Genomic DNA, 23,196 nt, shown 5'->3' with positions numbered 1-23,196 from the left:
CGCACACGGTACCCGGTCGGTCACCGACGAGGCCAGACCGCCGGGTCCGGCCGGAACAACACATGGAGGCGGCCACCGTCCCACGACGCATCCACCACGACGCAGCGACGCAGCACTGACGGCAATCCCAGGCAGTGCCGTACGCCGCTCACGGTCACCAACAGGTCGTCACCGGAGCGTCCCAGCATCAGTTCGTCGGGACGAGGCAGGCGTTGCGACCAGGCGAGTTCGTACACCGGGTCGGCATGGTCGGCGGGCCGGGCGGTGACCTCCGCCGCCGCGGTCCCCCGCGCACATCCGTTCGGATCCCCCAGCGCCACTGCGAGTTTCCGCAATCGGGCGGCCCTGTCCAGCGGTTCGACCGACCGGGTGATGCGCCGCACCGTCACCGCGGGGTCGGCCACCACCGCCTCCGCTCCGATCTCGCGGGGCACGGCTGACACGCCCTCGTTGACGTGCACCGCGGTCAGTGGCAGACCGAGCAGATCGATGGTCGCGAGGTGCTCGGGCAGCAGACGCGCGCCGCGATCGTCGGCACCGACCACCAGGTGGACCGCGACCGCGGTGGCGTCGGTGAGCAATTCGGTCACATCGGCACAGTCCCGGTCGATCGCGTCGAGAGCCGCCGTCAACTGCGCCATGGCCGGACGTTCGGCCGCCGCGGAGAGCCGCCGGTGTCGCGGCCACAGCCGATTCAGCGCCTGGCGCAGCACCGATCCCGCGTCGAGGACCGCGTATGGGTCACCGACCCCCGACAGGTCGACGACGATACGATGCCAGCGTCCGCTCACCGCCTCGTCGCGGATGCGTCGCATGAGTAGGAAGTCGTCGATTCCGGGCAGGGCGACGACCTCGGCCGCGTCGATCCCGGCCACCGTGTCCAGTGCGGGTGGTGACATCTTCGAGCGGCTCGACGCGTCGACGAGCAATGCGGTGAACGCCGACCAGGACCGGGTGGTCAGGTCCAGCCGATCCAGGCACAACAGGTGCAGATGGTTCGAGACCGCGATCGCCTCACCGGGCGCGCGAAACACCCCGAGGATCTCCGGCACCGGAGTCCAGCGGTCGACGGTGATGAGCAGGGTGTGCCGCCGCTCGTCCCCCACGCCGACATCACGCGACCGGCCCCGTGGTCGAAGCACCGCGCCCGCGGCCGCGATCATCGACACACCGGCGCCGCCCGGCCCGAGAACGACGTGGATGGGGGTGAGATCGATCAGCCTTCGACCCTCTTCTTGAGGTCGTTGAGCGCGGCGTCGGTGATCGCCTTCTCGGCACGTCGTTTGAGCTGGCCGATCATGGGCACCATCAGATCCACCATCAATTGATAGGTGACCTTCGTCGATCCGGGGACCTGCTGGCTGAGCAGGTACCGTCCGCGCTGGTCCTTCTGCAGATCGCTGGAGACCAGCTCCCAGGAAACCTCGTCGCCGATCGCGCCCCAGTCATAGCGGAGCACATAGGTGTCCTGCAGAACCCCGGCATCGAGCACGAACCGCACCTCGCGGGCGCGCCCGGTTGAATCCTTCTCGGTCACCTCGACCTCGCGCGCAGCCGTCACCCACGCCGGGTAGTTCTCGAAATCGGCGATCACCGACATGATCTCGTCAGCGTCGGCACCGATCACGATGGACCGTTCGGTGTAGTCGGCCATCAGCCGTCCACACCTGCGGCGGTGACCGCCGGATCACCGACACTGCGACCGGATTCGAGTCGATCCTTGATCTCGAAGGACATGCGCTTACCCAGCACCCGGTACCGGTGATTCAGCGCGACGAGATCCCCACCGGCAACCGCGCCCGCCGGTTCGCCGTGGAGGAAGTAGTGCAGCACGAAACCGTCCATGACGGGTTCGCACCAGATCTCCATCGTGCCCGCGACGGGTCCGGCCACGGTCCACCGCACTCCCTGCGCACCACGGTCGGCGGTGACCGTGAGTCGCAGGTCGGGCCACCAGTGTCGCCACCGGCCACGGTCGTCGAGCGCGGTGGCCGCGAGTTCTGGGGCGGCGGCAACGAACGTCTCGTCGGCCACCTGGATGCTCGTCACAACACTTAGCTTCACATACTCGCCCCAAAGCCGGGTAGAGACCTGCGCACCCCGCTTCCGCGGGCCTGCGCAGACGGACGATTTCGAGTCGATGACGCGCAGCGATACGATCAAAAACGACACATCGACAGTGCCCCGGTGGCGAAAGGTTCCTGCAGCATATGAGTGCCATCCAAAGTGAGTTCAGCGCGCCCGCCGCGTTCACCGTCGGACCCGATGAGAATTGCACCGACATCCTGTTCGGGATCGCCGAGCGCACACCGGGCAAGACCGTGTTCCGGCGTGAGGAACGCGGCGAATGGGTTCCGGTTCGCGCCGACGAGGCAGCGGCCAAGGTCACGGCACTGGCCAAGGGACTGATCGCCTCGGGGATCGCACCGGGCGACCGCGTGGCACTGCTCTCGAGCACTCGCCTGGAGTGGTGCCTGCTCGACTTCGCCATCTGGAGCGCCGGGGCCACCACCGTGCCCATCTACGACTCCTCGTCTGCACCTCAGATCGATTGGATCATGCGCGACTCGGGCGCTGTCGCGATCATCGTCGAGGACGCCAAGCACCGCGTCGCCTTCGACAGTCTCGACTCGCTGCCCGGCCCCGTCCAGGTCTTCCAGATCGACGAGGAGAACGGTCCCGGCATCATGGCCGCACTGACCGCCGCCGGCGCCGAGGTCGACGACGACGAGGTTCACAAGCGCCGCATGACACTCCACTCGGAGTATCCGGCCACGCTGATCTACACCTCCGGGACCACCGGTTTGCCCAAGGGGTGCGAACTGACGCACGCCAACATGCTCTCCGAGGTACGAGGCGTTCTGGAGAGCAACCTCCGGACTCTGCTCGGACCGGAGAAGCGGCTGTTGATGTTCCTGCCTCTGGCACACGTGCTGGCCCGCGCGATCACCTTGGTCGCGATCGAGGCCGGCGTCGAGGTGGGCTTCACCTCCGACACCAAGAACATCGTGGCCACGTTCGGCAATTTCCAGCCGTCACTCATCCTCTCGGTGCCGCGCGTGTTCGAGAAGGTGTACAACAGCGCACACCAGAGCGCCCGCAAGGGCGGCGGCCTCAAGGCGCGGATCTTCCACGAGGCCACCCAGGCCGCCGTCGCCTACTCCAAGGCGACCGAAAGCGGTCGCGTCGGCCCGTTTCTCAAGGTGCGGCACAAGATCTTCGATGTGTTGGTGTTCAGCAAACTCAGGGCCGCACTGGGCGGCCAGTGCGAGCTGGCCATCTCCGGCGGCGCGCCGCTGGGCGCCTTCCTCGGCCACTACTTCAACGGCGTGGGCATCCCCGTCTACGAGGGATACGGACTCACCGAGACCACGGCCGCGTTCAGCGTCAACGTACCCGGTGCGTCGCGCGTTGGCACTGTCGGTAAACCGTTGCCGGGCAACGAGGTTCGTGTCGCAGACGACGGCGAGGTGCTCCTGCACGGCGGCGTCGTGTTCAAGGAGTACTGGAACAACCCGGAGGCCACCGCAACGGCACTGGAGGAGGGTTGGTTCCACACCGGCGACCTGGGCAAGGTGGATGCCGACGGGTTCATCACCATCACCGGCCGCAAGAAGGAACTGATCGTCACCGCGGGAGGCAAGAACGTCTCACCGTCGGGCCTCGAGGACATCATGCGCGCCACCCCACTGGTGTCGCAGGCGGTGGTGGTCGGCGATCAGAAGCCCTTCATCGGTGCGCTGATCACGATCGACCCGGAGGCCTTCCCCGGCTGGAAGCAGAGCACCGGCAAGCCCGCCGACGCAACGGTCTCCGATCTGGCCGACGACCCCGACCTGCGCGCCGAGATCCAGGCGGCGGTCGACGAGGCCAACAAGACGGTGTCGCACGCCGAGGCGATCAAGAAGTTCCGCATCCTGCCGTCGGACTTCTCCGAGGAGAGCGGTGAGATGACACCGACACTCAAGGTGAAGCGCAACGTCGTGGTCGACAAGTACGCCCACGACATCGCCGCGATCTACGGCAAGTAACACGCGGCGGTCCGCATGCGCTGCGGCGCCGTGAGCTGCGGCGCCGCGATTTGTCGGTGGCACGGTTTACGGTGAAACCACGATCGATCGACGCCCCCGTCTCGGGTTTGGTCCGTTTCGGGTTGGTCCGTTTCGGATTTGGTCCGTTTCGGATTTGGTCCGTTTCGGGTGGAGTCGGTCGAAGGGCACCGGTCCGTGATCCTTCCGGTCGAGGCACGTGCCCTCCATCTCCGATGACGTGACCAGAATCCGGCGATGGCCGCAACAACCGAACATCGTGCGTGCCCGCCACAGAGCAGGGTCAAATCCCTTCCCTCTGTGCGATAGGAGCGTCACCGGATGTCAGCATCGTCGTGGTCCGTGTTACCCACCGAGTTTCTCGGTGGGGTGGACCCGGCCTACCCCGACGAGGACGAGATGGTGTCGCTGCTCGGCAGCCTCGACGCCATCCGTCGCGGCGAGTCGTACCTCGCATGGGCGCGCTACCGGATCGTCGCAGTCCTCTACGACCGGCTGGTCGCCGCCCGCGAGATCGGCGACGGCCTGATTGTCGACGGATTCGCCGACGCCGCCGCACGCATCGCGAAACTCTATGCGCTCCCCCGTCGCCGCGCGGAATCGATGCTCGGCGACGCGGTCGCACTGCGCGATCGCCTCCCCGAGGTGTTCGATTGTCTGCGTGACGGTCTCGTCACCGACGAGCAGGCCCGCCTGATCATCGCCCGCACCGATCTGATCGAGGAACGCAATGCGTTGATGCCCGTCGTCGACGGGGCCATCGCGGCCACCCTCCGTGGGAAGAAGGGCGCGTGGACCCGGGCCCGGCTGCGTGACATGGCCGACCGCATAGTCTTCCGAGCCGACCCCCATTGCGTCCGGGAACGTCGCCGCGAGGCCCTGGACAAACGTGGCATGTGGACGGAGAACTTGGGCGACGGCGTCGGCGAGATCACCGGAGTGATGACAGCCGAGAACATCCGCATCGCCGCAGCGGGCGTTCACGCGCTCGCCGACGCCGCCTGCGACCACGACGGCCGCACACGTCCGCAACGCGCCTCCGACGCCATGTTCGCGCTGCTGTCGGGAACTCGTTTCGAATGTCAGTGCGGCCAAGACAACTGCGCCGCAACCATTCCCGACCCCGCCACCATCCCGCCGGCCGACCCCGAAATCGTCATCCACGTGGTCTGCAGCGAAGCCACGCTCACCGCCACCCCGGACACCCACACCCCAGACATCCCCAGCACGCCCGGCACCGCCCCGGCGACGATCGACGTGGAAGCACTCACCGGCTTCCTCGACGGCCACGGCATCATCGGCGACACCCACGTGCGCGACCTGGCGGCGCGGCCCGGTGCGATCATCGCACCACTGGTGCCACCTGACGCGCACCCGGGTCCGGACGGCACCGTCGTCCTACCGGCCCATCAGCCCGCGGACCCGTATCACCCGTCGAACGCACTCGACACGTACGTCCGCTGCCGCGACGGCTACTGCTCCGAACCCGGTTGCGAGTACTCCGCGTGGCGGGCCGACCTCGATCACGTCGAGGAGTACAACCACCACGATCCGGCTGACGGCGGCACCACCGTCGCGGACAATCTCAACGCCAAGTGCCGAACGGGTCATCTGCATAAGACGTTCGGAGAGTGGACCGACGACCAGTACCGCGACAGCAATGGGCGCCTGGTCACCGAGTTCATCACTCCCGAGGGATTTGTCATCCCTGCGGATGCCGAAACCCTCGAAGACCTCTTCCCGGGCCTGCGCGGCATCCGCTTCGAACCACCCGAACCACCACCCCGCCGCCGACGGCGTCGGGATCGCCACCCCGACGACCCCGCCCCCAGCAACCCGGCCCGCCGATCCGGCACCCGGGCCGCGAACAAACATGCCCGTCGGCGTGCCGAGCGACACCGAAACCGCAAGCGCAACAACGCGGGTGGCGACCCGCCCTTCTAGCTCGCACGCGGCGGGTCGGATCACCGCGGACGGTTGGCGAGTGAGATCCGCGGGCTACCCCAAACTGCCGCAGCTACAGCAACTGCCGCAACCGCGCGGCCATGTGCCCCCACTGCCAGTGATCCTCGGTGAAGCGCCGGCCTGCCGCGCCCATGCGCGCCGCGGCCGCTCTGTCTCCGAGGATGCCGAGGATCGCCAGTGCGATGGCAGCGACGTCGGTGCCGTCGACAACGGTGCCGGTGACACCTTCCTGCACCGTTTCCGGTGCACCTCCGGACCTACCCGCAACCACCGGCACACCCGACGCGGATGCCTCCAGGTAAACGATCCCGAATCCCTCCACGTCGAGTCCGCCGCCCCGGGTGCGCGACGGCATCGCGAAAACGTCACCGACGTTGTGATAACTCGGGAGCTCTTCGGCGGGAACCGAACCCGTGAAGATCACGTGCTCGGCAACTCCTTCGTCGGCGGCGAGCTGATGGAGCTTCTTCGCATACGGTCCGCCGCCGACGATGACCAGCGCCGCGTCGGGGATCTCGCGCCGGATCAGCGGGAGCGCGCGGATCAACATGTCCTGCCCTTTGCGCGGCACCAGCCGCGACACGCACGCGATGGTCGGCCGATCCCCCAGCCCCAACTGCTCGCGCACTCTCGCGCGCGCCGCGGCGTCGGGAACGAACCGTCGGGTGTCGACGCCCGGTGGCAGATACTCCAACGCAGCGTCACGACCGAATGCCGAGGCGAACCGGCCGCGCGTGTACTTGCTGACGTAGGTGATGGCATCGGTGTGGTTGCCGATGTAACGCAAGACATTTCGGGCCACCGGCAACATCGACCAGCCCACCTCGTGTCCGTGCGTGCTGGCGATGACGCGGTGGGCACCCGCGCGGCGTAGGTGCGGTGCCAGCACGGCCAGTGGTGCCGCCGCACCGAACCACACGGTGTCGATCTTCTCGGCGCGAACGATCTCGGCCGCACGACGGGCCACGAACGGAGTGGGCAGCATCAGGGTGGTCGGGTGCCGATACACCCGGTAGGGAACGTGCGCGTCGAACTCGACGTGACTCCGCCCGCGCCAGCGCGGCGCATACACCACGATGTCGTCGGCGGGCAGCAACTCGACCAGGTTCTGCAGATACTCCTGGATGCCGCCGGCACGCGGCGGAAAGTCGTTGGTCACCAATAGGGTTCGATGCACTTATCTCCTCATCCGGGCACTTGTTCGGTGAGCCACCGCTGCCAGGACGCCACAAGTTGCGCACGCGTGACGCCCAGCGCCGTCGAGATGGCGACGTCCTGACGGGCGACAACACCCGAGGCGGCGACCCCGCGGTAGAGCGCCTTCAGTCGGACCTCACCGTATCGGTCGGCGACGAAAGCGGCCAGCGACCACGCGGACTGGTAGGCCAGGGCCGATTCCGGTCCCGACACCGCGAACTGCTCATTCGTCGGCAACTGCCGCGGTGGACCGCCCGCGCGTACCGCGGCGGCCAGATCGGGCGCGGCATCCTCGAGCCGAACGTAGGTGCCCTTGCGGCCCACGTACTCCGCGAGACCCTCCGTCATCCACATCGGCGCATCCGCCGCTGTGACCGTACGAGTCGCGACATGTGTCAGCTCGTGGCGCACCACCACACCGAGCACCGGCGACGCCAGGTCCCGCGCAGACGGCGTCAGCACGATCCGCTGACCCGACGCCACGCCTCGGTCGACGGTGCCGAATGTGGTGGCCGCAGCGGCCGCTTGCGTATCGGTCGTACTGCTGCCGGCCACACCGAACTCGGCGGGCTCTGCGGTGGCCACCACCACCGCACGGCGTGGCCACTCGGTGCCCCAGAAGGCGGTCACGGCCGACACCGCGCCCGGGAGTAGGCCGCGGACACGTGTGACGGTCTGCGCCGTCCCCGGATACGACGCCACCACCGACACCCCGCCGCCGGTCAACACGTCGGTGGCGGCGAGCCCGGGCAGCTCCCAGAGCTGCGGATCGGGCACCGGTTCGCTCAGCAGGCGCTGATCGCCGACAAGTCGCCAGGTGTCACCCTCCCCGCTGTCGTAACGAGCGACGATCAGTTGGGTGTCGACGACCACGTCCGGCTCGTCGACACCCGGAAGCGCCGCCCCGCCGAGGGCGTAGTGCAACTCCACCGGCGCCACCCACGTATCGGTACTGCCCGCCGCATCCAGCCGACCGGCCACCTCCGGCGGCACCTGGATCTCGGCCTCTTCCGTGGGCGCGAGCCGGTAGGCGAAGTCGCGCAGCTTCAATGCCCCGCCCCGCGCATCGGCGCTACTCGCGGACGACGACGAGGACGTGCTGCCGCCCCGCGACGCGTCGGCCGAGAGGTTGTCGGCGGCCACCGTGAACCGCGCCACGAATGCACGATCCGCGCCCGCGTCGAACAGGGCACGCAGTGCCGCCTGATCGCCGGATCGGATGTCGCGGGTCAGGTCGTCGAGCAGCCGTTGCACACCCTCGGCGCGTTGTTGCAGGTAGACGTTCGGATTGGTGGTCGTGGTGGCCACCGACGTGCCCGACGTGCCCGACGTGGACGTGGGCGGAGACGAACATGAGAGGGTGCTACCGGCGACCGCAGAGCCCAGGGTCAGGCACACCAGGAATCGACCGATGCTGCGGCGTGCGGCACACACAGCGCGCGGCCGCGGGTCAGGCGTAACGGCGTGCCGCCGCGTATGGCCCGGCCTGGTCGATCGGAACCACCTTCACCGGCACCCCGAACGTGGAGGCATGGATGACGTAGCCGTCGCCGACGTACATGCCGACGTGGTGGGCGTCGGAATAGTAGATGATCAGGTCGCCGGGCTTGAGGTTGTTGCGATCGACCGGTGTACCCGAGGCCATCTGTGCCTCACTCGAGCGGGGAAGGGTTTTGCCTGCCTGCCGGTAGGCCCACACCATCAGTCCCGAGCAGTCGAAGGAATCCGGGCCCGTCGCACCCCACACGTAAGGGTCTCCGATCCGGGTGATGGCCGCCTGGACCGCCACCAGGGACGCCGCAGTGCCCTTCGGGATGAAGCGGGGGTCGAAATCGAACTTCGGTCCACGCAATTCGGCGAGTTGTTTGCCGGTCATCGTCTGATAGATCGCGCGCACCTGGACGGCCTGGAGTTGGAGATCGGCCTGCTTGGCCTGCAGGTCGCCACGAACCCGCTCGGCGGCGGAAACGGCCACCGTGGCCGCGGCAGCGGTGCGGTCGGCGTCGTTCTTGGCGACCGCGGTCTCGGCGCGGGCTCGCTTGAGCCCCTTCAGATCGGCTGCGGCGCGGCGCGAGATCATCTCGAGGCCCGACATCTGGTCGAGCAACGACTGCGGCGAGTCGCTCACCAGCACCGCGTACAACCGGTTGACGCGTGCACCCTTATAGCTCGCGCGCACGATCGTGTCGACCCGCTTCTGGTAGCGGTCGAGCGTCACGCGAGACGTGTCGAGCTTGCCCTGCGCATCGGCGGACGCCTTGCGGGCCGCGGCGACGATCCCCCGCTGCTTGTCGTACTCGATCTGCGCGTTGTGCATGGCCTCGGCCGACTTCTCGGCGTCGGTGCTGAGTTGGGTGTAGCGGGCCAATAGCTGGTCGGCGGTGCGGGTGGGTTCCGCGGTCGCGCGTGGCGCACCCGTGATCGCGCCGAGTTGGGTGACCGCGAGAAGCGCAACGAGGAGCGCGATGACGAACATCGCAGGTCGCATCCGCGTCGACGCGGCCGAACCCGACCCGAAAGGTACCGAAACCACGGTGTTCCTACTCCTAACCGCTTTCGGTCGCCGGACCCGCGGTGTGCCGCGGCAGTGCCGACCACCCTACGGGGGTGGGCACGTCCGGTGACCGGTTCGGGCGGATCACGCGTGTGTGCGCGACCCGCCCGACCTCATACTCTGCTGGCTTCGCGACGCTCAGTAACGCCGGATTCCGGTGAGCTCCCAGTTCTTGACCACATCTTTCTTGACGGGCACACCGTAGGTGGAGGCGTGGATGAACTGCCCGTTGCCGATGTAGAGGCCCGCGTGGCTTCCGCCATTGAAGATGAGCACGTCGCCGGGCTGCGCATCGGCGAGTGTCACCGCGCGTCCGCCGCCGAGCTGACCGTAGCTGTCGCGCGGAATGGTGCGTCCGGCCTGCTTGTAGGACCAGTAGACGAGTCCAGAGCAGTCGAAGGCATTCGGACCGGCCGACCCGTAGGAGTAAGGAGCACCGATCTTGCTCTCCGCCGCCTTCACTGCCTTCTGGCCTGCGGTGAGCACGGGGGCCAGCAGCGACGGGCCGCCCTTGGGCTTGAACTGCTGCGGTACCTGGCCGTCGCTGATGCCCGGGACGCTGAACTTGCCGAGGTTGGGGATCTCGACGGTGGCAGCGGGCGCGGGCTTGGCAACCGGCTTCGCGGCGGGCTGGAACTGCTGTGGGATCTGCTTGGTGTCGACACCGGGCAGCTCGAAATTCCCGAGATTGGGCACGTGGACCGGGGCGGCCAGGGCCGGACCTGCGGCGGCGGCGGCGAGCGAACCGAGCGTGATCGATCCGGCGATCACCGCCTTCTTGGCAACCTTGCCGCGGTCGGGCTGTTCCAAACGATGTTTGGCCACGAAGCGTGTTCTCCTTTGTCTTCTCCCTCGACCGCCGACCGGGTTAGCTGTCGGATTCGGGCCGGAAGAAATGGCCCTACGCGCGTCGTTGCAGGTGCAAACACCCGCATGGAGAGCGCGACTCACCCCGATTCGGATTGCGCCGAAAAAGTGTGGTTCCCCGGTTCGCCGTTGCCATTTGGGCTTCGGCGATTGAGCGGTGACCGTTGCGAACCACTCCTGTTGGAGCGGGACGCTCCGCAAAGGTCTCGGAAAGGTTACGAAATCGGATGCGTGTCTGTCCACTAGGGGACACGATCCGAAAAAACCGTGTCGCGTCAGCTCACCCGCAACGCACGCGGACCGAGTCGCCCGGCGGTGTTCTGACCTGTGCGGATACCACTTCTTGCGGATCGTGCAGCAGAACTCGACGCCATTGCAGACGCGGCGAACACATCGATCGCCGCGAGTATTTCGGCGTCGGGGTCGGCGGGGGCGGCCACCTCGGTCACGACCCCGTCCCTGGGTGCGTTTTCGCAGTTGGGACCGGTAAAGAGCACGTTCATCATGCAGCCCGCACAGGCCTTGTGACGACCGGGACAAGTCGTGCAGTCGATGTGCAACATGTGATCTCCATCTCATTTGTGGTCGGCCGTCGGGTCGGAGTGTTTCCTCGCGTCGTATCGGGCGGCTTCCCCTACTCGTCCGAGGCGACTTCTGGTCCGGAGACGACTCAGTTCGGTCGATCTGCGTTCGAGACGCACACTAGGCACCGGCACCGACAAAACCGTTACGCGCCGAGTGAGGCCCACAACGACGGCACCGGCCGTAACCGCCGGAACCATCCGTCACGGGCGTCGCTCGACAGAACTGTCGTCCCATCGAACTAACGTTCGCGGTGTGACAGTCTCGGGCCATCAACTCTCCTTCACCGATCTCGCCGACGATGGCGTCGCCGACGACTTCTCCGACCGCTCCCTGTTCGAGACAACACTGGTCGTCGTCGACCTCGAGACCACCGGCGGCAGCGCAACCGATGATCGGATCACCGAGATCGGCGCGGTCAAGATCCGTGGGGGTGAGGTGATCGGCGAATTCGCCACGCTCGTCGACCCGGAGCGGTCGATCCCCCCGCAGATCGTGTCGCTCACCGGCATCACCGAGGCCATGGTGTTCGCGGCCCCGCCGATCGCGCAGGTGCTGCCCTCGTTCATCGAGTTCGCGCGCGGCTCGATCCTGGTGGCCCACAACGCGCGATTCGACATGACCTTCTTGCGCCAGAACGCGCTGCGGCTCCATCTGGACTGGCCGTTCACCGCCACGCTGTGCACGGTGACGATGGCGCGACGCATCCTGTCGCGCGAGGAGGCACCAACGGTGCGGCTGTCGGCGCTCGCCGACCTCTTCGACGTCTCCGTGCGCCCCACCCACCGCGCACTCGATGATGCGCGTGCCACCGTCGAGGTGTTCCACCACCTGCTCGAGCGGGTGGGCAATCAGGGAATCCAGAGTTATCGCGAACTCACGCGCTATCTGCCCCGGACCGACCCACGCCTGCGTGCCAAACGTCACCTCGCCGATCACCTGCCCGCCCGGCCCGGTGTCTACCTGTTCCGGGGGCCGTCCGGCGAGGTTCTCTACGTCGGCACCGCCACCGATCTGCGGCGCCGAGTGCGCAGCTATTTCACCGGGGCCGACCCACGCCGACGCATCGGCGAGATGGTGATGCTCGCCACCGGCGTCGACTACGTCGAATGCGCCCACGCGCTGGAGGCCGGTGTGCGTGAGCTGCGGCTGCTCTCCGCCCACGCCCCCGCCTACAACAAGCGGTCCACCCAGCCCTGCCGGGGCTGGTGGGTGACGGTGAGCGCCGAACGGTTCCCCCGGCTGCGCGTCACCCGCTCCCCCGGCGACGTCAGTCTCGGGCCGGTGCCCAACCGCACCACCGCCACGGCCATCGCCGACACCATCTCCCGCGCAGCGGGTCTGCGGACCTGCACCACCCGACTCTCCGGTTCGGCGACGCATCATTGGTGTCGCACACCCGAGGACGGCGGATCACCGGTCGGCGGTTGCGCGGCCGCCGACACCCGTCCCCAGACCGTGCCCGACTACCTGCCACGCGTCACCGCCACCGTCGACCTCCTCACCGGGCAGCGCGACGACCTGCTCGACACGCTCACCGGTCGCCTCGAACGGCTCTCCGCGGCGCACATGTTCGAGACCGCGGCCCGCCACCGCGACCGGGTGGCGGCAACGATCGACAACCTTGCCCGCTGCCAACGCCTGACCGCCTTGTGCTCGATCGCGCAGCTGGTGGTGGCCCGCGGCAACGACTCGGGAGGATGGGAGATCGCGGTGATCCGCCACGGCCGCCTGGCCGCGGCCGGTGTCGCTGCCCGCGGTGTGGCGCCGATGCCCGTCGTCGACATCCTGGTGGCGTCCGCGGAAACCGTGGTTGCCGCCGACGCCGGTCCGCTGCTGGGCGCGCCCGCCGAGGAGGCCGCGCTCCTCTACCGGTGGGTGACCGACACCGGGTCGCGGATCGTGTCGGCCACCGACGCGTTCGCGCTACCCGCCCGCTCCGCACAGCGCAGACTCGAGTGGTCGCAGACGGCCCGGGAGGCCCGTGAGTCGCGAACCGCGGTGCCCGCCCGCCCACTAGGCTTGCGGCCATGATCACCGCCATCGTCCTGATCGACGCCGACGTCCATCAGATCCCGGAAACCGCGCAGGCCGTCGCCGACATTCCCGGTGTCGAAGAGGTGTATTCGTGCGCCGGCGACGTCGACCTGATCGCGAAGATCCGGGTGCGCGATCATGAACAGATCGCCGAGGTGGTGACCGGCCGGATCAATCGACTGCCCGGGGTGCGCCACAGCGCCACCCACATCGCGTTCCGGAGCTACTCCAGTTCCACCGTGGAGGGCGGATTCTCCATCGGCGAGGAGTAGAGACAGCAACCGATGACGGGTCAGGCGCGCGCGAGTGCCCCCGACAGCGCGACCCAGCGATCCAGCAGCGCCGCCGCGGCGCCGGAGTCGATCGCGTCGGCCGCGCGGGCCATGCCCGAACGCAACATGGCGTGCATGCCGGCGTCATCGGTCGGGCCGGTCTGCTCGGTGGCGACGATCGCACCGGCGGCGTTGAGCAGCACCGCATCGCGTACCGGACCGGTGGTGCCGGCCAGCAGGTCGCGCGCGATCGCCGCGTTGACCGTCGCATCACCGCCCTGCAGTGCCGAGAGTTCGACGTAGTCGATGCCGAGTGCTGCCGGGTCCACCGTCAGCGTCCGCACCTCACCTCCCACCACCTGCCACACCGTCGACGTGGTGGTGGTGGTCAACTCGTCGAGACCGTCGTCGCCGCGCACCACCAGCACCGAGCTGTCCCGGTCGGCGAAGGCCCGGGCGAGCACCGGGGCGAGGTCGGCGAATGCGCACCCGATGAGGCCGTGTCGGGGTTGCGCCGGATTCGTCAGCGGTCCGAGCACGTTGAACACCGTCGGAATGCCGATCTGCTGACGCGGCGGGCCGGTGAACCGGAAGGCCGGATGAAAGACCGGGGCGAAGCAGAAACCGATGCCGATCTGGTCCACACAGCGCGCCACGTCGGCCGCCCCGAGCGTGATGGTGACGCCGAGCGCCTCGAGCACGTCGGCGCCACCGCTCTTCGACGATGCCGCGCGGTTGCCGTGTTTGACCACGGCGATGCCGGTGGCCGCCACCACGATCGAGGTCATCGTGGAAATGTTCACCGTGTGCGACCGGTCGCCGCCGGTACCGACGATGTCGACCGCGGGCCGGGACACGTCGACGAGGGTGGCGTGCTCGATCATGGCCTGCGCCAGACCCGACAACTCGGCCGGGGCGGCGCCCTTCATCTTGACGCCGACACCGAAGGCCGCGATCTGCGCGGCAGTGGCGCTGTCGGTCATGATCTCGTTCATCGCCCAGCGGGCCTGCTCGTCGGAGAGGTCGACGCCGTCGGTGACCAGACCGAGGATCTGCGGCCAGGTGAAAGTCTGCGTGCTGCTCACGCCTTGCCACCTTAGTGGGGCCGGTGCGACGAACCTCCCCGGGAGCAGTCCGTCATCCGCCACGATGTTGCAGGATCTGCCACCCGAGGGCGACGCCGCCATGGCGTGAGGCCAGGCTGGCCATCCGCGAGCGCTCCTGTGACAGGTGCACGGCGTCGACCAGCTGCACCCGCGCGAACACCACCACCGTCGTGCCCGCGGGCGCACGCAACCCCGACAATCCGCCCTCGCCGGGGACTCCGCTGTCGGGACCGGCGACCGGTCGGTATCCGTCGAGCGCGGCCAACGTCGCCGCCGCGTCCACCCCGGCGTCGGGCAGGGCGAGCAGGTGGCGCACCACCGACTGCGCGTCGGGTCGCCACATCGAGCCGTCGAGCGCCGCCGACGAGGCCAGCGCGTCGTCGGCGGACTCGGCCACCACGATGAGCGCCGCATCGTCGGGCGTCAGCGTTTCGTCGGATGCGCGCTGACCCCCGGTCACCGCGCGCCGCAACCGATCCCACCGTCGTGGCGGTACCGGCCGGCCGTTCACGTCGTAGGCGCCCGCACCCTGCCCGCCGTGTTCACCCGCAGCCATGAACCGAGCAAACCACCATCGGTCGCGGCCCGCCCGCGTGCGCACCCTCGAACCTGAGAACCTTCCACCGTCCGAAACCGGGCCCGTACCCGCTCGGGCAACACGCCGGAACCCGCCCACCGGCGTCGTCTACCTGCGCGAAGAGAAATAGTTCCCGCGAATATTCGACCCGAGTGGTCACCGCGTACTACGAACCGTCATACTTCAACCTGTGACTAGCGCTGTAGGTACCTCAGGAACAGCCATCACCTCGCGCGTGCACTCGCTGAACCGTCCCAACATGGTGAGCGTCGGCACGATCGTGTGGCTGTCCAGTGAGCTGATGTTCTTCGCGGGACTCTTCGCGATGTACTTCGTCGCACGCGCGAACGCCGGACCCGCCGGCTGGCCGCCGGAGCCCACCGAGCTGAACCTCAAGCTGGCGATTCCCGTCACCACCGTGCTCATCCTGTCGTCGGTGACCTGCCAGATGGGGGTGTTCGCCGCCGAACGCGGTGACGTCTTCGGGCTGCGCCGCTGGTACCTGCTCACGTTCTTCATGGGCGCCTTCTTCGTCTGCGGCCAGGCGTACGAGTACTACCACCTGGTCCACGAGGGCACCACGCTCTCGTCGAGCGCCTACGGGTCGGTGTTCTACATGGCAACCGGCTTCCACGGTCTGCACGTGATCGGCGGACTGATGGCCTTCATCTTCCTGCTGATCCGCACCAAGCTGGCCAAGTTCACGCCGAACCAGGCCACCGCGGCGATCGTCGTCTCGTATTACTGGCACTTCGTCGACATCGTCTGGATCGCCCTGTTCGTCACGATCTACTTCATCCGGTGACGCGACCGTGACGACACACTGACCAGACGCGGGCACCGCTGACGCTCGAGACGCAGCCGCCCCAAGACACAGCACAGAGTCCGTCCGCTTAGTAGAGAGACCAAGATGAGTTCATCTCCACCGCGACCGTCGGATAGCGACGAGGATGCCGGTCAGGCCGACGTGGTCACGTCGAACCGGCCGAGTGCCGCCGCCGCCCGGAAGGCCAAGGCCCGCCGAAAGTTGCGCCGACGCGCCAGCGGCGCACTCCTCCTGCTCGCCGGCCTGCTGTCGGCCGGCGTCATCGCATCGGTGTTGACGCCCAAGCCGCAGGTAGCGGTTGCCGACACCAGCGACGCCGCGCTGATCCAGGACGGCAAGAAGCTCTACGAGAGCTCCTGCATCACCTGTCACGGCGCCAATCTGCAGGGTGTGCCCGACCGCGGACCGTCGCTGATCGGGGTCGGCGACGCCGCCGTGTACTTCCAGGTGTCCACGGGCCGCATGCCCGCAGCCCGCGGTGAAGCGCAGGCACAGCGCAAGCCGGCAAAGTTCAACATGACGCAGATCGACCAGCTCGGCGCCTACGTGCAGTCGATGGGCGGCGGCCCGCGCCCGTATTACGAGCGCAACGCCGACGGCACCCGCAAGACCGAGACGGTGATGCAGCGCCAGCCCGACGGAAGCATGAAGGCCGTGGTCCTCCCGGTGCTCGCGCAGTCGTCGCTGCGCGGCGAGAACCTCGGGCGCGGTAGCGAACTGTTCCGGCTCAACTGCGCGTCGTGCCACAACTTCACCGGTCGTGGTGGCGCGCTGTCGTCGGGCAAGTACGCCCCGACCCTGAGTCACGTCGAAGAGCAGCAGATCTACACGGCCATGCTCACCGGCCCGCAGAACATGCCGAAGTTCTCCAATCGTCAGCTCTCCGTCGACGAGAAGAAGGACATCATCGGATTCATCAAGTACGTCACCGAGTCGAAGCCGCAGGGCGGATTCAGCCTCGGCGGGTTCGGCCCCGTCAGCGAGGGCATGGTGATGTGGTTTGTCGGAGTTGTGGCGGTCGTCGCCGCCGCGATGTGGATGGGATCACGAGCATGAGCGCCAGCGGTAAGGACACCCCGTCGCCTGACGAGCTGGACCAGATGAGCAACGACGAACTGGTCAAGCTCGGCACCAACCTCGACGGCGTGGAGATCATCCACCGCGGCGAGCGTTTCCCCGAGCCGGGTACCAAGGTCGAGAAGCGCGCGGAGCGCCAGGTCGCCCTCTGGTTCACGATCTCGGGAATCTCGGCGATCGCCTGTTTCGTCATCTTCCTGTGGGATCACTGGCACTTCGCCATGCCCGGCACCGCCGGCTACTGGTGGTACACGCTGTACACCCCCTTGCTGGGCGTGACATTCGGCCTGTCGATCCTGTCGATCGGCATCGCTCTGGTGCTGATCACCAAGAAGTTCATCCCGTCGGAGATCTCGGTGCAGGACCGTCACGACGGCCCCGGCTCGACCGAACTCGACAAGAAGACCATCGTCGCCGAGCTCACCGACTCGGGTACCTCGTCGACGCTGGGTCGCCGCAAGATGCTGATCGGCTCCGCGTTGTTCAGTTTCGGCGCCCTCGCGGTCACCGGCCTCGTCGCCGGACTCGGCGGGTTCATCAAGAACCCGTGGGCCAAACGCGAGGACGCCCCGCTGTGGCACACCGGCTGGTCGCCGATCTACAACCCGAAGTCCCAACCCAACGAGACGGTCTTCCTGCGCCGCGACACCGGCAACCCGCTGCAGGTGGCGCTGGTGCGACCCGAAGACCTCGATTCGGGCGCGATGGAAACGGTGTTCCCGTGGCGTGTGTCCGACGGATTCGGTGAGACCGAGGAGTCCCGGGAACGCCTGATCTGGGGATTGCGCTACGTCTCCAACCCCGTGATGCTGATCCGCCTGCGGCCCGAGGACGGCGCTCACGTGATCAAGCGTCGCGGCCAGGAGAGCTTCAACTACGGCGACTACTACGCCTACACCAAGGTGTGCAGCCACCTCGGCTGCCCGACGTCGCTCTACGAGCAGCGCACCAACCGCATCCTCTGCCCCTGCCACCAGTCGCAGTTCAACGCACTCGAATACGCCAAGCCGGTCTTCGGCCCGGCCGCGCGTGCCCTGGCACAACTGCCGCTCACGGTGAATGATCAGGGATACATGGTCGCCGCGGGCGACTTCATCGAACCCGTCGGACCGGCATTCTGGGAGCGCAAGTCATGAGCAATCGTCTCGCGAAGCAGGCCGAGGAGATGGACAGCCGCTATCACCTCGCGTCGGGTATGCGGCGGCAGATCAACAAGGTCTTCCCCAGCCACTGGTCGTTCATGCTCGGTGAGGTCGCCCTCTACAGCTTCGTCATCCTGCTGATCTCGGGCGTCTACCTGACCTTCTTCTTCGACCCGTCGATGTCGGAGGTCACCTACCACGGCGCCTACCAGCCACTCAACGGCGTCATGATGACGCGGGCGTACGAGACCACCCTGAACATCTCGTTCGAGGTCCGTGGCGGCCTGTTCGTCCGTCAGGTGCACCACTGGGCGGCACTGCTGTTCGCGGCGTCGATCATCATCCACATGGCGCGCATCTTCTTCACCGGTGCGTTCCGTCGCCCGCGTGAGGCCAACTGGATCATCGGCTGCCTGCTGCTGATCCTGGCGATGTTCGAGGGCTTCTTCGGCTACTCGCTGCCCGACGACCTGCTCTCGGGTACCGGCGTCCGCGCGGCCATGAGTGGCATCGTGCTCGGAATCCCGTTGGTGGGCACCTGGATTCACTGGGCGCTGTTCGGCGGCCAGTTCCCCGGCGACATCATCATCCCGCGCCTGTACGTGCTGCACATCCTGTTGTTCCCGGGCATCATCCTGGCGCTCATCGGCGCACACCTCGCGCTGGTCTGGTACCAGAAGCACACCCAGTTCCCCGGCCCGGGACGCACCGAGAAGAACGTTGTCGGCGTCCGCATCATGCCGGTCTTCGCTGCCAAGGGTGGTGCGATGTTCGCCCTGACCGCCGGCATCCTGGCCATCATGGCCGGCATCTTCCAGATCAACCCGGTCTGGGTGCTCGGGCCCTACAACCCCGCGCACGTGTCGGCGGGCTCCCAGCCCGACATCTACATGATGTGGACCGACGGTTTGGCGCGTCTGATGCCCGCCTGGGAGCTGTACCTGGGTCATTACACGATTCCCGCGATCTTCTGGGTGGTCGTGATCATCACGATCATGTTCGTGGTGATGTTCGCCTACCCGTGGATCGAGAAGAGCCTCACCGGCGACGACGCCCATCACAACCTGCTGCAGCGGCCGCGTGACACCCCGGTGCGCACCGCGATCGGCGCGATGGCGTTGTCCTTCTACATCATCCTGACGTTGAGCTGCATGAACGACATCATCGCGCTCAAGTTCCACATCTCGCTCAACGCGACCACGTGGATGGGCCGTATCGGCCTGATCATCGTGCCGCCGATCGCGTACTTCATCGCCTACCGCTGGGCACTGGCGTTGCAGCGCAGCGATCGGATGGTGCTCGAGCACGGCATCGAGACCGGCATCATCAAGCGGCTGCCGCAGGGCGAGTACATCGAGGTGCACCAGCCCCTCGGACCTGTCGACGATCATGGCCACCCGATTCCGCTGCCCTACGAGGGTGCAGCACTGCCGAAGCGGATGAACAAGCTCGGATCGTCGGGTGCGCCCGGCACCGGCTCCATTCTGCTGGCCGATCCGCCGGAGGAGCAGCGACGCAACGTGGACGTCGAGCACGAGAACGAACTCGCCGAACAGAAGGCGTTGCGCGAACTGCAGGCGAAGGGCGGCAACCCGCTCGAGTAGCCGCACCCGCGGGCGAGACACATCTCGGCTGCCGACACGTCCATCGTGTCGGCAGCCGAGTTTCTTTCCTGTCCCATCACCTACGGTGGACTGATGCGCCCCAGACGTCTTCGCCGGCCCCGTCCCCTCCCCCACCCCACCGGGTCGGGAAACCAGGACGCCCTGCAGTCGCACGTGCGTGAGCTCACCCGTGGACTCGGTACCCTCGACGCCGAACTCTTCGAAACCCTTGCGCGATCACCGAATCGGCTGCTCGACGAGACGATGCCACCGCTGTCGCGTGCCGCCGATCACGGCAAGCTGTGGTTCGCGATCGCCGGGGGAATGTTGCTCACCGGCAACACCCGGCTGCAGCGTGGCGCGGTGCGTGGCGTGCTGTCCCTGGGGGTCACCAGCGCGTTCACCAACCAAGTGGCCAAACGCGTCCGGCGGCGCCCGCGGCCCACCCCCACGCTGGTCCCGATCCCGCGACGCGGTGCTCATCAGCCGACGTCCAACTCGCTGCCGTCCGGACACTCGGCGAGCGCAGCCGCCTTTGCCGTGGGTGTGGCACTGGAGTCACCGCCGGCCGGACTGATCACCTCCGCGCTGGCCGGCCTGGTCGGTCTCTCCCGGGTCGCCACCGGAGCGCACTACCCGGGTGACGTGATCATCGGTTGGGGCATCGGCGCCGGAATCGCAACCCTCGGCGGCCAGATCGCTCCTCCGATCACCGTGCGCCACATCTCGATCGCCGACCCGTCACTGGTTGGCACACGTCCTCGACCGCACGGAGAGGGCGTCGTCGTGCTCGCCAATCCCACTGCGGGAGACGGCAACGGTGGCGACGTCATCGATCGGGTACGCACAGCACTGCCGCATGCCGAGATCGTGGAACTGGGCCCCGACGACGACTATGCCGAAGTGGCGCAGGCCGCGGCGGCGGGTGCCGAGGTGCTGGCCGTGGCCGGCGGCGACGGTACCGTGTCGACGGTGGCCGCCGCGGCCCATGGTGCCGGAATCCCGCTGGCCGTGTTCCCCGCGGGAACACTCAATCACTTCGCCCGCGATATCGGCTGCGCCACCGTCGACGACACCATCGCCGCCCTGCGTACCGGGACGGTGACACGTGTCGATGCGGTGTGGCTCAACGACACCCGCCTCATTCTCAACACGGCGAGCATCGGCGCCTATCCCCACTTCGTGCGGGCCCGCTCACGCCTCGAACACCGGATGGGCAAGGTGGCCGCGTCGGTGTGGGCACTCGTGCACATCGTGCGGCACACCGAACCGGTGCGGATCGCCGTGGACGGGCGGACCGTCGAGACCTCGTTGTTCCTGCTGGGCAATTCGATGTACGGCTCATCGGGGTTCGCTCCCGCGCGTCGTGCCAGGCTCGACGACGGCCTGCTCGACATCCGCTACATCGACGCCGGCCGGCGATTCACGGTGCTGCGGTTGGCCACCAGCGCGCTCACCGGCCGGTTGCAGCGGTCACCGCTCTACCACGAGGTGCAAACACCGCAGTTCCGGTTCACCGCAGACGATCCGGTGGTCGTCGCGCACGACGGCGAGGTCGGCGAGGATTACCGGGATGCGCGGTTCCGGGTGGACTACCGATCACTCGAGGTGTACGGCACAAGTGTCACGCCCCGTCACATCTGAACGGGCGCAACACGAACGCGCCGCGTCCGGGATCTCCCGGACGCGGCGCGTGAGGTTGATGATCGTCAGTGTTTCTCGGGACCGACGACGTACTCGAACACCAGACCTGCCGCCGAACCCACGATGCAGGCTGCTGCGAAGATCGCGAGCCAGAAATTGCTCGTCGCGAAGCCGATGGCGAACAGTGCGGCGCTGCCGGCGATCAGGATCGGCCACCAGGAGCCCGGACTGAAGAAACCGAGTTCACCTGCGCCGTCTTCGATCTCGGCGTCCTCGTAGTCCTCGGGACGGATCTCGACGCGCCGTGACACGAACCTGAAGTAGGTGCCCGCGATCAGTGTCAGGCCGGCGCTGAAGAACATGCCGACCACACCGACCCACTCCACGCCACGGCTGGTGATCGCGGTGAGGATGGTGTAGACGACGCCCGCGAGAAAGAAGAAGACCGTCAGCAGTTCGAAGATCCGGGCCTCGATTTTCACTGTTGCGCTCCGATCGTGCAGTTGGGCAGGCGAGTGTTGTTCGGATCACCTGTCGCCGTTGCGGTTCCGTTGGACTGTCGTCGCGTGTCGAAGGGAACGGTGACCACCGAGTTGGGTTGCTGGCAGATGTACTGCAGCGCCTGCGCAGGCGTCACGGCCGGATGCCCCTCGCGGTACTTGATGTAGGTGTCGAAGTCCTCCGGAGAGACCGCACGCACCTCGAAATTCATCATCGAATGGTAGGTGCCGCACATTTCCGCGCAGCGGCCCACGAATGCGCCCTCGCGCTCGATCGAAGACACCTGGAACGAGTTGTCGCTGTGGTTCTGCTTCGGGAACGGCAACACGTCGCGCTTGAAGAGGAACTCGGGCACCCAGAAGGAGTGCACCACGTCGGCCGAGGCCAGGTCGAACTCGATGCGACGGTCGGTGGGCACCACCAGAACCGGGATGGTCGAGGACGAACCGATGGTCTCGATCTTGTTGAACTGCAGGTAGTCGCGCACCTCATCGCTGCGTCCGCCGTCGGGTCCGGGGATCTCGATGGTCTCGCCGCTGCCGATCTTCTCGCTCTGCTGCACCTGCAGTTCGAAGGGGTTCGCCCCGCGGACGAAACCGTCGTACTTGGCGCCGTCGGCGAAGGTCACCTCGCGGTAGCCGAACTTCCAGTTCCACTGGAACGCGGTGACATCGACGACGACCTTGGGATCGTCGGTCTTCTTCTCCACCGTTGTCTGCACGATGACGGTGAAGTAGAAGAGCACCGCGATGATGACGAAAGGAATGGCGGTATACGCCAATTCGAGCGGCACGTTGTATGCGGTCTGGCGGGGGAACTCGTCCTTGCCCGGGGCCGACTTGTGACGGTGGAAGGTGATGGTCCAAAAGATCAGGCCCCACACCAGGATTCCCATGACGAGCGCGGTGATGACCGACCAGGTCCACAGATTGCCCATGTCGGTGGCTTCCGGGGTCACACCCGCCGGCCAGCCGAATCGCATCGCGGTGCGGGCGTCGCAACCCGACATCAACAGCGCACCGACACCGAGCGCCACGACAGCTCCGACCCGCTTGAGGCCGACCCGGTTGGCCTTCCGCGACGCGGACGTTGCACGCCGTACGCGGGACCGTTCACCGTGTGCCAATTTCACGCCTTCCTGCTCGCCCGCCGCGCAGTTGCCGCGCACCGAGTCGCATCCCACCTGACCTGCACTG

General features: G+C 67.3%; 21 protein-coding genes and 1 riboswitch. Of the genes, 9 read left to right on the top strand and 12 right to left on the bottom strand.

Annotation, left to right across the window (positions count from 1 at the left end; translation table 11 throughout):
* Positions 1 to 20: 20 nt before the first annotated feature.
* From ACWDSI_RS11690 to ACWDSI_RS11680, 3 genes are read right to left on the bottom strand one after another with little or no spacing between them, the layout of a single operon-like run.
* Positions 21 to 1,163: an ArsA family ATPase gene (locus tag ACWDSI_RS11690; protein ID WP_449747148.1), complete on the bottom strand. Its 1,143-nt coding sequence runs from the start codon at positions 1,161 to 1,163 to the stop codon at positions 21 to 23.
* A 53-nt stretch (positions 1,164 to 1,216) separates the two neighbouring features.
* Positions 1,217 to 1,654 carry an SRPBCC family protein gene (locus tag ACWDSI_RS11685; RefSeq protein WP_449747149.1) on the bottom strand — a complete coding sequence of 146 codons (438 nt, stop codon included), beginning with the start codon at positions 1,652 to 1,654 and terminating at the stop codon, positions 1,217 to 1,219.
* A complete protein-coding gene (locus tag ACWDSI_RS11680) occupies positions 1,654 to 2,064 on the bottom strand; it encodes a hypothetical protein (protein ID WP_449747150.1) in 411 nt (136 codons plus the stop codon). Before ACWDSI_RS11680 ends, ACWDSI_RS11685 begins: the two co-directional genes overlap by 1 nt.
* 146 nt (positions 2,065 to 2,210) lie before the next feature.
* Here ACWDSI_RS11680 and ACWDSI_RS11675 point away from each other — a divergent pair, with 146 nt between their 5' ends.
* On the top strand, positions 2,211 to 4,031 hold the full coding sequence (locus tag ACWDSI_RS11675) for an AMP-dependent synthetase/ligase (protein ID WP_449747151.1): 1,821 nt from the start codon (positions 2,211 to 2,213) through the stop codon (positions 4,029 to 4,031).
* A gap of 339 nt (positions 4,032 to 4,370) precedes the next feature.
* On the top strand, positions 4,371 to 5,993 hold the full coding sequence (locus tag ACWDSI_RS11670) for a DUF222 domain-containing protein (RefSeq protein ID WP_449747152.1): 1,623 nt from the start codon (positions 4,371 to 4,373) through the stop codon (positions 5,991 to 5,993).
* A gap of 73 nt (positions 5,994 to 6,066) precedes the next feature.
* On the opposite strand, the gene ACWDSI_RS11665 is transcribed toward ACWDSI_RS11670, so the two are convergent.
* The 5 genes from ACWDSI_RS11665 to ACWDSI_RS11645 all read right to left on the bottom strand — a co-directional run bounded on the left by ACWDSI_RS11665 (position 6,067) and on the right by ACWDSI_RS11645 (position 11,081).
* Positions 6,067 to 7,191, bottom strand: coding sequence for a glycosyltransferase family 4 protein (locus tag ACWDSI_RS11665; protein WP_449747153.1), 1,125 nt, complete (start codon positions 7,189 to 7,191; stop codon positions 6,067 to 6,069).
* Between the two features lie 8 nt (positions 7,192 to 7,199).
* Positions 7,200 to 8,519, bottom strand: coding sequence for a hypothetical protein (locus ACWDSI_RS11660; protein ID WP_449747154.1), 1,320 nt, complete (start codon positions 8,517 to 8,519; stop codon positions 7,200 to 7,202).
* Between the two features lie 142 nt (positions 8,520 to 8,661).
* Entirely contained in the window at positions 8,662 to 9,687 is a 1,026-nt protein-coding gene (locus tag ACWDSI_RS11655) for an NlpC/P60 family protein (protein ID WP_449747247.1), read from the bottom strand.
* 216 nt (positions 9,688 to 9,903) lie between these two features.
* Positions 9,904 to 10,590 carry a C40 family peptidase gene (locus tag ACWDSI_RS11650; protein WP_449747155.1) on the bottom strand — a complete coding sequence of 229 codons (687 nt, stop codon included), beginning with the start codon at positions 10,588 to 10,590 and terminating at the stop codon, positions 9,904 to 9,906.
* A 17-nt stretch (positions 10,591 to 10,607) separates the two neighbouring features.
* A riboswitch (cyclic di-AMP (ydaO/yuaA leader) is annotated at positions 10,608 to 10,791 on the bottom strand.
* 116 nt (positions 10,792 to 10,907) lie between these two features.
* Positions 10,908 to 11,081, bottom strand: a complete 174-nt coding sequence (locus tag ACWDSI_RS11645) for a hypothetical protein (protein ID WP_449747156.1) — start codon at positions 11,079 to 11,081, stop codon at positions 10,908 to 10,910.
* Positions 11,082 to 11,469: 388 nt separating this feature from the next.
* On the opposite strand from ACWDSI_RS11645, the gene ACWDSI_RS11640 reads away from it, so the two are divergent.
* Both ACWDSI_RS11640 and ACWDSI_RS11635 read left to right on the top strand, forming a co-directional pair.
* Positions 11,470 to 13,248, top strand: coding sequence for a DEDD exonuclease domain-containing protein (locus ACWDSI_RS11640; protein ID WP_449756621.1), 1,779 nt, complete (start codon positions 11,470 to 11,472; stop codon positions 13,246 to 13,248).
* The gene (locus ACWDSI_RS11635; RefSeq protein ID WP_449747158.1) at positions 13,245 to 13,523 is read left to right on the top strand and encodes an Lrp/AsnC family transcriptional regulator; all 279 of its coding nucleotides are present in this window, start codon (positions 13,245 to 13,247) and stop codon (positions 13,521 to 13,523) included. Before ACWDSI_RS11640 ends, ACWDSI_RS11635 begins: the two co-directional genes overlap by 4 nt.
* 20 nt (positions 13,524 to 13,543) lie before the next feature.
* Here ACWDSI_RS11635 and trpD read toward each other — a convergent pair whose 3' ends face one another.
* Entirely contained in the window at positions 13,544 to 14,608 is a 1,065-nt protein-coding gene (trpD, locus tag ACWDSI_RS11630; protein ID WP_449756620.1) for an anthranilate phosphoribosyltransferase, read from the bottom strand.
* Between the two features lie 52 nt (positions 14,609 to 14,660).
* Positions 14,661 to 15,185: a hypothetical protein gene (locus tag ACWDSI_RS11625; RefSeq protein WP_449747160.1), complete on the bottom strand. Its 525-nt coding sequence runs from the start codon at positions 15,183 to 15,185 to the stop codon at positions 14,661 to 14,663.
* A 211-nt stretch (positions 15,186 to 15,396) separates the two neighbouring features.
* Between ACWDSI_RS11625 and ctaE the strand changes: the two genes are divergently transcribed.
* The 5 genes from ctaE (at position 15,397) to ACWDSI_RS11600 (ending at position 21,499) form a co-directional block, all read left to right on the top strand.
* Positions 15,397 to 16,011: an aa3-type cytochrome oxidase subunit III gene (ctaE, locus tag ACWDSI_RS11620; protein WP_449747161.1), complete on the top strand. Its 615-nt coding sequence runs from the start codon at positions 15,397 to 15,399 to the stop codon at positions 16,009 to 16,011.
* Positions 16,012 to 16,116: 105 nt separating this feature from the next.
* Positions 16,117 to 17,088, top strand: a complete 972-nt coding sequence (qcrC, locus tag ACWDSI_RS11615) for a cytochrome bc1 complex diheme cytochrome c subunit (protein WP_449747162.1) — start codon at positions 16,117 to 16,119, stop codon at positions 17,086 to 17,088.
* Positions 17,085 to 18,245 carry a cytochrome bc1 complex Rieske iron-sulfur subunit gene (qcrA, locus tag ACWDSI_RS11610; RefSeq protein WP_449747163.1) on the top strand — a complete coding sequence of 387 codons (1,161 nt, stop codon included), beginning with the start codon at positions 17,085 to 17,087 and terminating at the stop codon, positions 18,243 to 18,245. The genes qcrC and qcrA overlap by 4 nt, the downstream gene beginning before the upstream one ends.
* Positions 18,242 to 19,855, top strand: coding sequence for a cytochrome bc1 complex cytochrome b subunit (gene qcrB / locus ACWDSI_RS11605; RefSeq protein WP_449747164.1), 1,614 nt, complete (start codon positions 18,242 to 18,244; stop codon positions 19,853 to 19,855). Before qcrA ends, qcrB begins: the two co-directional genes overlap by 4 nt.
* Before the next feature lie 93 nt (positions 19,856 to 19,948).
* A complete protein-coding gene (locus tag ACWDSI_RS11600) occupies positions 19,949 to 21,499 on the top strand; it encodes a diacylglycerol kinase family protein (protein WP_449747165.1) in 1,551 nt (516 codons plus the stop codon).
* Positions 21,500 to 21,564: 65 nt separating this feature from the next.
* Here the strand turns inward: ACWDSI_RS11600 and ACWDSI_RS11595 are convergent, their stop codons facing one another.
* The gene (locus ACWDSI_RS11595) at positions 21,565 to 21,981 is read right to left on the bottom strand and encodes a cytochrome c oxidase subunit 4 (RefSeq protein ID WP_449747166.1); all 417 of its coding nucleotides are present in this window, start codon (positions 21,979 to 21,981) and stop codon (positions 21,565 to 21,567) included.
* On the bottom strand, positions 21,978 to 23,132 hold the full coding sequence (gene ctaC, locus ACWDSI_RS11590) for an aa3-type cytochrome oxidase subunit II (protein ID WP_449747167.1): 1,155 nt from the start codon (positions 23,130 to 23,132) through the stop codon (positions 21,978 to 21,980). The genes ACWDSI_RS11595 and ctaC overlap by 4 nt, the downstream gene beginning before the upstream one ends.
* Positions 23,133 to 23,196: the final 64 nt, after the last annotated feature.

The sequence above is a fragment of the Gordonia sp. NPDC003429 genome (assembly GCF_053588575.1).
Note: the sequence above shows the minus strand (reverse complement) of the source record. Positions and strands in the feature narration are given on the sequence as shown.